Source organism: Limnobaculum allomyrinae, assembly GCF_016649425.1.
Taxonomy (GTDB): domain Bacteria; phylum Pseudomonadota; class Gammaproteobacteria; order Enterobacterales; family Enterobacteriaceae; genus Limnobaculum; species Limnobaculum allomyrinae.
The window spans coordinates 168,600-180,420 of the sequence record NZ_JADRCR010000003.1 but is presented as its reverse complement, the minus strand read 5'-3'; the positions used below and the strand labels follow the sequence as shown (position 1 = coordinate 180,420).

6 protein-coding genes are annotated in these 11,821 nt (G+C 49.0%); all 6 read left to right on the top strand.

The genetic code is table 11. From position 1 onward, the window contains the following. The first annotated feature begins 8 nt into the window (after positions 1 to 8). A complete protein-coding gene (locus tag I2494_RS08265) occupies positions 9 to 956 on the top strand; it encodes an OmpA family protein (RefSeq protein WP_228350891.1) in 948 nt (315 codons plus the stop codon). Positions 957 to 1,603: 647 nt separating this feature from the next. Continuing rightward, a complete protein-coding gene (locus I2494_RS08260) occupies positions 1,604 to 3,862 on the top strand; it encodes a type I secretion system permease/ATPase (RefSeq protein ID WP_228350890.1) in 2,259 nt (752 codons plus the stop codon). A gap of 207 nt (positions 3,863 to 4,069) precedes the next feature. Beyond that, positions 4,070 to 5,248: an HlyD family type I secretion periplasmic adaptor subunit gene (locus I2494_RS08255; RefSeq protein ID WP_228350904.1), complete on the top strand. Its 1,179-nt coding sequence runs from the start codon at positions 4,070 to 4,072 to the stop codon at positions 5,246 to 5,248. A 7-nt stretch (positions 5,249 to 5,255) separates the two neighbouring features. Then, positions 5,256 to 7,634, top strand: a complete 2,379-nt coding sequence (locus I2494_RS08250; RefSeq protein WP_228350889.1) for a TolC family protein — start codon at positions 5,256 to 5,258, stop codon at positions 7,632 to 7,634. Positions 7,635 to 7,744: 110 nt separating this feature from the next. After that, on the top strand, positions 7,745 to 8,029 hold the full coding sequence (locus I2494_RS08245) for a hypothetical protein (protein WP_218468238.1): 285 nt from the start codon (positions 7,745 to 7,747) through the stop codon (positions 8,027 to 8,029). Between the two features lie 1,376 nt (positions 8,030 to 9,405). Next, on the top strand, positions 9,406 to 11,821 hold a 2,416-nt coding region (locus I2494_RS08240; protein ID WP_228350888.1), incomplete at its 3' end, for an Ig-like domain-containing protein.

Here is an 11,821-nt window from a genome sequence, read left to right as displayed (position 1 = left end):
GGTCTGACGTGAATAAGCTGACAACGCTATTACGCGTATCTGCTGCGGGTGCGATTCCTGCTTTACTGGCCTTCAGCGTAGCGGCCGCTGGTGTACCGGCGAATGACGTGATGGAAATCAGTTCAACGGAAGAGGCGACTACTGCTGCTGTACCGGTGGTACTGACCCATACCGGCACACAATACGTACCGGTAGCCAGAGTAAGTGAAAATCTGGCTCAGGTGGTGTTCTACCGTCCGGCGGGTGATGCGGATGTAGGCGTATCGAACGTTTATATCGATCGTGAATTCCAGGGCGCACTGAGAAACGGTGAGTTCACCGTGTTCTGTGTGGAGCCGGGAAAACACATCATCGAAGCCTATGCCGATGATGCACCAAACTATAGCGGTAAAGAGACACCAAAATCTATCGCTCGTCTGAACGGCGGTAAAACCTACTTTATCGAAGCTAATCGCGTACCGGGTGTGGGCACACCAATTGCAGTCACTCGTACCCAGGCTGAAAGCAAGCTGTTTGGCTATAAAGGCGGCGCGACCATTAACCGTGCCTCCGCAGTACGCGCCTGTGACTATGTGGGTGGCTCACCGTTAGGCAACGTACTGTTCAGCTTCGCCGGTAAAAACGTATCGGATATTGAAGCGGGCGGTACTGAAATCGTGCAAAACATGGCTAACCACATCAACGGCCTGCCAGCGGGTTCGAGTGTCAACATCGTTGGTCATGCAGACCCGGTGGGTAATGCAACCTTTAACCAGAAGCTGTCAGTACAGCGTGCAGAAACCGTGAAGAAAATGCTGATCTCCTACGGCGTCTCACCATCAGTACTGTTCACCAGTGGTCAGGGCGCCAACAACCCAACGGTTGACTGCACCGGCCTGCCAAACAACGAACGCAACTTCTGCAACCGTGCTAACCGCCGCGTCGACACCATGATCCAAACCGGCGCAGGTTATTAAGAGTAATGAAGTAAACCAAACCGAGTTGGTACCTGAATTTGTACCAACCGGTTTAGTGATTAAAAACAATAGATTCAAAGATAGTAAAACGAATGGTTTTGAATTTATCAAAGCCAATCGGAGGGAGAGGGTGCCGTGGGGGTCGACTTGGCGTAAGCCAACGACAAACAGGCGAAAGCCTGTTTGAACAGCGCTTGCGCTGGCCCGAAGGGTGAAACACCGCAAGGTGTTTCATAACTGCCCGTAGGCAGCCTAGGCCCGACGCTCTCAGGAGCTAAATACAAATGGTCTTCCGGCCGGGCACCAAGGCGATATAAGCACATTGTCTTTACGGCCGGAATATCCACAGAAGCTAATAGTAAAAGATGTTAATCGGAAGGTAATGCCCGACGCCCACAAGGGCTAAGTACAACCGGTCTTCCGGCCGGGCACCAAGGTGATATAAGCACATTGTCTTTACGGCCGGAATATCTACAGAAGCTAATAGTAAAAGATGTTAATCGGAAGGTAATGCCCGACGCCCTCCGAATTAAAGTACAACCGGTCTTCCGGCCGGGCACCAAGGCGATATAAGCACATCGTTTTTACGGCCGGAATATCCAAAAAGGCTTATTTAATAATATTAAGCAACACATTGAGCCAATGATATGGCCAGCGGATTTTCACCATTAAGAAAACCGAAGTCCGCTACCCATATCAAAAAAATAGATGAAGCACCAACAACAGGAATAACCAACACTATGAGTCAGGATTTCGCCCCCGCAACGGACGCTCAACAGGACAGCTTACTCTGGTCCGTTCAGTGGCTGGCAGCATATTACAATAAACCGGCCAGTGCCGCGGTACTGTACGCCGGGCTGCCAAAAGAACCGAAACTAACCTCCCAGCTTGCCCTGCGCATGCTGGACCAGATCGGCATGGGCGTTGCCTGGGTGGAGCGGGATTTAGACCAACTGTTCTCTTATCTGTTCCCGGTGGTGCTCACCCGCAAAGACGGCAGCCACTGCATCGTTACCGAACGTAGCAGCGGTAAAGGCGCCGGTTCATCTTACCGCGTTATCCTGCCGGAAAACGGCGGTGAGGTAACCCTGTCAGCCCGGGCGCTGGGAGAGATGTACTCCGGTTACGCCCTGCTGTGTAACCCCAAACCGAAACTGGATGAGCGCAGCAACGACTGCCTGCCGGAGCCCAATAAAGAAGGCCACTGGCTGTTCTCCACCCTGTGGCGCTATCGCCACTATTTCGCCAGTGCCGCGCTTGCGGCATTACTGGCTAACGTTCTGACGCTGGCCTCCACCTTCTTTACCATGAACGTGTATGACCGGGTGGTACCGACTCAGGCCTACGTCACCTTATGGTCACTGGGTATTGGCGTCTTTATCGCCATTATCTTTGAGTTTGTCTCAAGGTTAGTAAGGGCTCACCTGTTTGATATTGCAGGTAAAAAAGCTGACTTACTGTTAGGTACCATGCTGTTTCGGCAGGTGCTAGGCATTCGCATGGAGAGCAAACCGCAATCTTCCGGTGCCTTCGCCAACCAGCTGCGCGAATTTGAATCGGTGCGGGATTTCGTCACCTCTGCGACGTTATCAACGCTGTCGGATCTGCCGTTCTGTGCCCTGTTCCTGTTTATCATCTATCTGGTGGCGGGGCCGCTGGTGCTGGTTCCGCTGTGTGCAGTGCCGATTATCCTGCTGGTTAGCCTGTGCGTGCAGTGGCCACTGGCGAAAAACATGAAGGAAAACCTGCGGGAAATCTCGCTTAAACAGGGGCTGCTGATTGAAACCATCGACGGTCTGGAATCACTAAAAGCCGCTCAGGGTGAAGGCGTGATGCAAAAGCGCTGGGAAGATTTCAGTGCACTGGCGGCCGCCACTTCAATGAAATCCAAGGCGCTGTCCAGTACCACCACCACCTTCGTCAGCTTTATGCAGCAACTGACCACGGTAGCTATCGTTATCTGGGGAGTGTATCTCATTCACGCCGGTGAACTGACCATGGGTTCGATGATCGGTGCGGTGATCTTATCGGGTCGTACCCTGTCACCACTGGGCTCGGTAGTGGGTCTGACTCTGCGCTTCCAGCAGGCAAAAGCGGCATTAAGCTCTCTGAACCAACTGATGAAAATGCCCACCGAGCGTGATGAGAATATCCACTACCTGTCGGCACCTAACTTTACCGGCAACCTGCGACTAAAGGGCGTCAACTTCAGCTACCCGAGCGGCAACATGATGATGTCGGCACCGGTAGTACTGCAAAAAATCAATATCTCTATCCGTCGTGGGGAGCGTGTGGCGATCCTCGGCAGTATCGGCAGCGGAAAATCCACCCTGCTGAAAGTGATGGCGCGCCTGTTCCAGCCGGGTGGCGGTCAACTGATGATCGACAACGTGGATGCCACCCAGGTGGATCCGGCGGACTGGCGTACCTCGGTAGGTTATGTGGGGCAGGACAGTCGTCTGTTTTTTGGCACGTTGCGGGAAAACGTCACCATTGGTAACCCGTCGGTGGCGACCGAAGAGCTGTTACAGGTAGCCCGTATGACCGGGCTGGACAAAGTGGCGATGCGCCATCCGCTGGGTTTTGAAATGCCCATCGGTGAAATGGGGCAGGGGATCTCCGGCGGCCAGAAACAGCTGGTGTCACTGGCGCGTTGCCTGCTGTTAAAACCCAAAATTCTGCTGATGGATGAACCAACCAGCTCCATGGATGCCATGACCGAACTGCAGTTTATCAACAGGTTAAAAACCTCCATTACCGATCAGACCGTGGTGCTGGTCACTCATCGCTTCTCACTGCTGGAACTGGTGGACAGGCTGATCGTACTGGATGAGGGCAAGGTGGTGGCAGATGGGCCAAAAGATGAAGTTATCGCCGCTCTTAAAGCCAATGGTAAGGCGCAGTAACCGATGTTTTTAGATGGAGAGAACAAGAAAATGACTCTCAATCGACAAGGACGTCAGTAATGGATAGCAATAGATGGCGCGAATAGCGCCGGAGAATACGGCTCAATGACAGACAAGATACAAAAAAACAATGGCGGTTCGCTTTCAGTAGCAAAAGTCACAGCACCGACACCAACAGGAAAAGTAAAAAGCAGCGATTTGCCGTTTATGCGCGACCTGCAGGAGGCGCTGATCGAGCAAAAGACGCCATTCAGCCTGATCATGCTGTATTTAATCGGCGCGATCCTGATTATTGCCATTGTCTGGGCGAAGTTTGCCCGGGTGGAAGAGATCACCCTGGGAGAGGGGCGAATTATTCCGGCCAGCCGTGAGCAGATTATCCAGAGCCTGGAAGGCGGGATCCTGGAAGAGCTGAACGTGCGCGAAGGAGACATCGTTGAGAAAGGTCAGGTACTGTTGAAAATCGACCCGACCCGCGCCGGCGCGGTATATCGCGAAGGGGTTTCCAAGGTGATTGGCCTGAAAGGTACCATCACTCGTTTACGGGCCGAAGCCTATGGTACGCCGCTGGTGTTCCCGGCAGACGTGATGGCCGTACCGTCAGTGGTGAAAGATGAAACTCAGGCCTACAGCGCCCGTAAACAGACGCTGGATGAAAGCGTCAAAACCCTGCAAATCAGCCTGAAACTGGCAGAAGACGAAATTAATCTGTCTGAGCCGCTGATGCAGAAAGGACTCATGTCCGAAGTGGAACTGCTGCGGATGCGCCGTCAGGCCAACGAATTCCGCCTGCAAATTGCCGAGCGTCAGAACAAGTTCCGCTCTGAGGCTAATGCCGAACTGAACAAATTCGAAAGTGAACTGGCGCAAAGTGTGGAGAACGTGGCAGCCCGTGAAGACGTGATGAACCGTACCACCATTGTGGCTCCGGTTCGCGGCACGGTAAATAACATCAAAGTGACCACCGTTGGTGGGGTAATCCAGCAGGGCGGTGAGATCATGGCGATTATCCCGCTGGAAGACCAACTGCTGGTGGAGGCCAAAATTAAACCGTCGGACGTAGCATTCCTGCATCCCGGCCTGAAAGCGACGGTGAAAATTACCGCCTATGACTACGCCATTTACGGCGGCTTAAGCGGCACCCTGGAGCATATCAGTGCTGACACCCTGAAAGATGAAGACAAGATGCGTCAGGGACGTGGTGATACCACCTATTACCGGGTGTTAGTGCGTACTGACAAAGCGGCACTCACCGCTAAAGACAAGGTATTCCCGATAATGCCGGGCATGATCGCCACGGTAGAAATCAGAACGGGAGAAAAAACCATACTGGATTACATCCTGAAACCAGTCTTGAAAGCCAGAGAAGCGTTCCGGGAGCGTTAAGAACTATATGAAAATGAAACAACTGGCCCTGCTGACATTATCCTTATCGGTGACGGTGACAACCGCCATGTCAGCACAGGTGGACGATAAATTATTACAGGCGTTACAGCCGGGGCGTCGTGCGGGAGCGGTCAATCAGCCGCCACCGCCGGCGGTCAAACCGAAAGCGGTTGAGATGCCGGTGGCTCAGGCCGAACCGGTGATGATCACGCCAACCCCGGTTTCTGCCACGCCGGCCCGTGAAGTGGCACCGGCAATTGTCGTGCCCCCTCCTGCACCGGTATCGACCGTGGGCCGTGACGGTAACAGCTGGTCGACAGGGACTAAGCCTGTTCCCGCAACGGTGCCCGTTGCGACTGCCAGCAGTCATAAAGGCTGGCAGCAGGATACTGTGGTTCAGCCAGCGCCTGAACCAGTACTCCAGCCATCAGACCATGATAATCAGGTGCTGGAGCTGATGGATATTGAAGCGACAGAGATGGCACCAAAAGCAGTGGCAAACAGCACGCCGGCTCCGGTGGTTGTGGCAGAGCCGCAACCGGTCAGAACCGCGCAAAACCCGGCACCGATTGTACCTATGGTCACTGCGCCAATAGCAACAGCACCCATCACTACCGTAGGCCGTGATGGTAAAAGCTGGGTGGTAAAAGACAACGTACCTCAGCAGGCGAAGCCATCCGCTTCAGAGAATGATGCTCTGGAATTTACCGCCATTGATGCGGTGGATAACAAAGCAGAAGCCATCGCTAATACTGGGCTGGTTCAGGTTATTGAACCGGCGCCAAAGCGCAATGCACAAAATCCTGCGCCTATCGCAGCCAGTCAATCAGCCAGCGTCAAAACTAATGTGGCGGCGGCCAGCAGCCATGATACCGAGCAACTTGCCTTTAGCGATCTGGCATCGGACAGCGAACCAATGACGGTATCCACACCGGTGAAACCGGATGAAAGCAAGCAGACAACCCTGCTGGCCGATACCCGACCGCTGGTTCAGCCAGTGGTGGCTGATGGTACCGACTTTACTAAAACGGATGACAAGGTTCAGCAGGATATTCTGAACTGGGTGGTGACAGATACCTCTCTGACCCCGGCGGATAACGCTCAAAATGCAGGTGTTGTGGTGAAATCCTCTGGTTATGCCACTAAACCGCCGGTGGCGGGCAGAGGTATTCCATCCATTGAGTTTGTAAAGAGTACCGTACGTCAGGCGCTGAACTTCAGTCCGGAAATTCGTAATGCGCAGGCGGCCTTTACCGCCGCCAAATATGACGTGGATGAAATCAAAGGTACCCGTTGGCCACAGGTGAAAGTAGGTGCTAACTCGCCGGTTTCTAACTTTGGTAGCGGTACCCGCAACAATAACTCTTCCGATGTGAGTGATACCAGCGGTTCGGTATCGGTAACCACGACCGTGTTTGATTTCGGTAAAACTGGCAGCGGTATCCAGAGTGCAGAAGAGTTATCCAAGTCCTCTTTACAGGCGGTGAAGTTAACCCGTAATCAAATAGCCTATCAGACCATTGAAGGTCTGTTGACGCTGGATAAGTTCCAGAAAGATATCAAAGTTGCGAAGACCTACGAAAAGCGCATGTCCGATCTGGTGAATATGCTGTCGCAAATTACCCAGACGGATAAAGGGCGCGGCAGTGAACTGGTTCAGGCACGTTCCAAGCTGCTACAGGCTCAGACCAACGTACAACAGTTGGAAAGCAGCTGGCGCGATACTCAAATCAAGATGACCCGTCTGCTGGGGCGCGAGGTTCAGCTACCGGAAAATCTGGAATGGAATGAGTCCAATATCAGCTCCGGCAGCATTCTGGCATCGCTGGATAACCACCCTCAAATTCAACGGGCGAAAGCGGAAGTTCAGGCCAGCTTACATAAGGCAGATGCCATCAAATCTTCTGCTTATCCCAACATTAACTGGGTAGTGTCAAAAAGCACCGCCAAAGACACCTATGGTGATGAGCAATCCTGGTACACCGGTATCAATGTGGAATGGGATCTGTTCACCGGTGGTTCGGCTTCGGCATCTCAGGCCGCTGCCGTGCAGCGGGCTCAAGCGACACAGATGCAGTTCGAAACCACGGTGCTGGAGCTGAAATACAAAATTCGCAGCATGATTCAGGTGCGGGACTCCGCCTTTGAACGGGCGAAAGAGTATCAGGCGTTGTCATCAGAAACGGATCGGGTCAGAACCATGTTTTATGAACAATGGTATTACCTGGGTAAGCGATCGCTGCTGGATGTACTGACTGCAGAGAACGACCATTTTAATAATCAGATTTCGGCTATCAACAACGAGTTTGATGGTTACACCGCCAATATCAACATTATGGCGGAATCTGCCATGTTGTTGGGTTGGTTGAATATGCCAGTTTACTAATTGGCAAAATTCAGACGAGTACACAGGTAAGTCGAAGAAGAGTAGTTAAAGGTTATTTATATCAATGTATTACAGGGAAGTATTTTGTATTGGTCAGTTTGGAGCAAAATATGAATATTTACTTAAAAAGAACGACACCCATCTGCCACTATTGTGGCCGATGTGATTGTACCAAGAGACATGGAACCGGCAGAACGGGGCTTCAGCGTTATTACTGTATGAATTGCCGTAGAACCTTCCAGACAACTTATGTGTATAAAGGCAAAGAACAAAATATTGCTGCTCAGGTTGAACGGCTGTGGGCGCAAAAGCACACTCCGGAACAGATAAGTTTTGAAATGCAGGTTCGTTTAGCAACCGTGCAGGCTCATATCAAATTACTGGAGGAAGCCTGACGGGTGAATATTCGTTAAAAGGTATCATATTGATTAAATTTAATTTATTGAAAAAAGAGCAACCACGAGGTTGCTCTTTTTTTACGCTTTAAAAGGTAGTGATTTTTTCACAACGCTTTTTGTATCCCGGTGGCATCGTTTTGCTTATTCGAATAGTCAGGCCGGTTGCTATCAGTTTGGGGAGTAAAGTCAGCATTGAAGGCCACATTTATACCTCAAAAGTATTATTTCATATCTTACAAATTTTGATTATTCATTAATAAACAGCATGTTATGCATTCGGTCAGTGATGGGTGCAAAACTCCACCCTTTCAGCATCCTTTAAAGTCTTTTCAGCCCCACAATGAGAGGTATAAGAACATATAGCTAACCCTACTATTGATTCTTTGACAGGCCTTTAAGTAACGCATTCGATGTGCGCTTTATATCGTCATGTTGTTTTAAAATCATTAATGTGTTGTTGCTTATTCGTGGCTTATTTAATTAAGTAATGACTGTTTTTGTTTTTTAATTTATTTCATTTAAAACAGTATGTTATGTGTAATTTGATGATTTTGAATTACATAAGAGCTAACTATTCATTTCTATTTAAATTCAAATTAACTTGTTGTTAATTTGTTTTGTTTTTATTCATTTATGGTAATTTTTTATCATTCTTTAATTTCAATCATGTTGTTTTTTATTTGATTTAAGGTGTTTTTTTAAAGTTAATTTTTATTGGTTTTTTGATATTTATAATTAAATTAACAGGATCCTGTTTATAAGTTTGTTATTGTGGTTGTTTTGATTTATTTGTTTGATTTTTATTGTTTTTTTTGTTTTACTGGGTGAGTTTGGCTTAGAATTTGCGTGAAATATATCTAATATGTGTTTGTGTGTTTAATTACAAACCGCAATCATTGCAGTTGTAAATAATTACCATTGTTTGCAATACATTGAATTTTTATTTAACTCATTGTTTTTAAATGATTTGATGTGACGTTGTTGTTTTTCATTGTTTTTTAACGTGTTGTTTTGGTTATTAATGACAACATCTTAAAAAGGTGTATTGCATTATTTTTTTATTTTATAATATTACAATATGTGTTTTTTTCTTTATTTTGTTTTCAGTTTATCTGTTATTTGAACACATTTCAGTGTTTATCGCCGTAATTTGTTCATTAATTGGCATATAATTCCTATATTATTTTCATTACAGATTATTAGATCGAATATATTTTGTAGTATGGGGTAATATATTGCATAAGTCGGATATTGTTTCACCTGTCAAAGGTGTGGTGTTCGCTTTTTGAGAAGATTCAGTTAAGGGCATTAAATATTCCTGACTGAGTGCTTCTTTTTGGGAATAGTTATAAGGATAAAGGAGTTATTCTAGTATGAATACGAATGCCAGTTTATTGGTCAATTCAGGAAGTGGCGCCTCTCAAGTGGTTGCTGTTAGTTCAGGCAAACCCATCAAAATAAAAATCCAGCCGGGTAATAAGTATCTCCTAAAGAATCAAGATGACAACTATGCGCCAGAGAACGTTACTCTGCAGCGTAATGGTGACGATCTGTATGTGATTCTGGAAGGGGATTCAGCGCCTGCAATCGTTATTGAAGATTACTATGTATCCGGCGATAACACGCCGTTATTAGGTATGGCAGAGGATGGCCAGGTTTATGCTTATGTAATCACGGACGGTTCGGCTTTGGGTGATGGCTACCTGTTTAATGACGGTAGCTTTGCCCCTGCTGCTCTTGGCGGAATGCCAATGGGTGACGGTGCTTATCTGTTTGAAAATACGGAAAACAATGACTTTGGGCTGTTGGCTTTATGGCCATGGTTCCTGGGTGCAGCCGTTATCGGTGGTATTGTCGGCAATGCCATTTACGAGCACAACAAAGATGACGGTTCATCATCACCAACTCCAGCTTCTGTACCAACGCTGAGCGGCGCAACGGATGCGACCGGCGATATTACCGGACCAATCTCTTACGGTTCAACCACGGATGAAAAAACACCAACTCTTTTTGGTACCGGCGAAGCTGGTAACATCATCACTATTTACGATAACGGTAAGGCGATTGGTTCTGCCGTTGTTGGCGCGGATGGTAACTGGAGCTTTAAGCCAGAAACGGCGTTAAGCGAAGGTTCTCACAAGATCACCGTTACTCAGACTAACCCTGAAGGCCAGACCAGCAGTCAGTCTGATGATTTCACTTTCATCGTTGATACTGTAGCGCCAAACAAGCCTTTGTTTGAAGCGCTGGACGACGTGGGTGCCATTCAGGGCACTATTGCTAACGGTGCAACCACCGATGATGCTCGCCCGGAATTCACCGGTAAAGGTGAAGTGGGTAGCACCATCACGATTTTCATTGATGGCAAAGAAGCCGGTAAAACCACCGTTGGTGCAGATGGCAAATGGAGCTGGACGCCAACCGAAGACCTGGCAGACGGTCACTATCAGGTTACCGCTAAGGAAACCGACAAAGCCGGTAATACCAGCGCAACGTCCCCAACCTTCGATTTTAATGTCGATACCACGGCGCCAGATAAGCCACCGCGCCTTGAAGCCTACGATAATGTAGGTGATAAGACCGGCCTGATTAACAATGGTGATATTACTGATGATGCCCAACCAGAGTTTAAAGGCTGGGGCGAAGCGGGTAACACCGTTATTATTTATAACAATGGCAACGAAATTGGTCGTACTACCGTTGGTGAAGATGGTACCTGGAGCTTTACGCCAGAGACAGCATTAAGCGAAGGCAGCCACAGCATTACCTACACCCAAACGGACAAAGCCGGCAACGTCAGCGAACCTTCTGACTCCCGCGACTTTACCGTTGATACCACAGGCGTTAATGCGCCGGACTCTATCACCATCATGGATAACACCGGTGCTATTACCGGCCCAATCAAGTCTGGTGATAAAACCGATGAAACCAAGCCAGAATTCTCCGGTAAAGGCACACCGGGCGGCATCATCACTATTTATGACAACGATCAGCCTATCGGCAGCGTGGTTGTTGGTGAAGATGGCAACTGGAGCCTGATCCCTGATGTGGCGCTGGAAGAGGGTAGTCACAGCATTACCACTACGGAAACCAGCAAATCAGGTAACGAAAGTGATCCTTCCGCACCGATTGATTTTGTGGTGGATACGACAGCACCTTCCAAACCTACACCGGGTGAAACTATTGATAATACCGGTGATAAAACCGGTCCAATCCAGCCGGGTGATAAGACTGATGAGACGCGTCCTGAGTTTACCGGAGAAGGTGATCCGGGCAACGTTATCACCATCACTGACGGTGAAAACGTGCTGGGCACCACTATCGTTGATGAAGACGGCAAGTGGACTTTCACCCCAGATGAAGAGCTGAGTGAAGGTGATCACAGCATTACCATCACTGAAACCGATGAAGCAGGTAATACCAGCGAACCATCGGATCCGATTGATTTCGAAGTAGATACTACCCCTCCGGCTATTCCGGATGTCGGTAGCATTATCGATAACACCGGTGACAAAACCGGCTCAATCAAACCGGGCGACAAGACCGACGAAACCAAACCGGAAATTAACGGCAAAGGTGAACCGGGCAACGTTATCACCATCACTGACGGTGAAAACGTGCTGGGTACCACTATCGTTGATGAAGACGGTAACTGGACATTCACGCCGGACGAAGAGCTGAGTGAAGGTGAGCACAGCATCGTCGTGACTGAAACTGACGAAGCGGGCAACAGCAGCTCTACCGATCCAATTGAATTTGAAGTGGATACCACTCCACCGGCCACCCCGG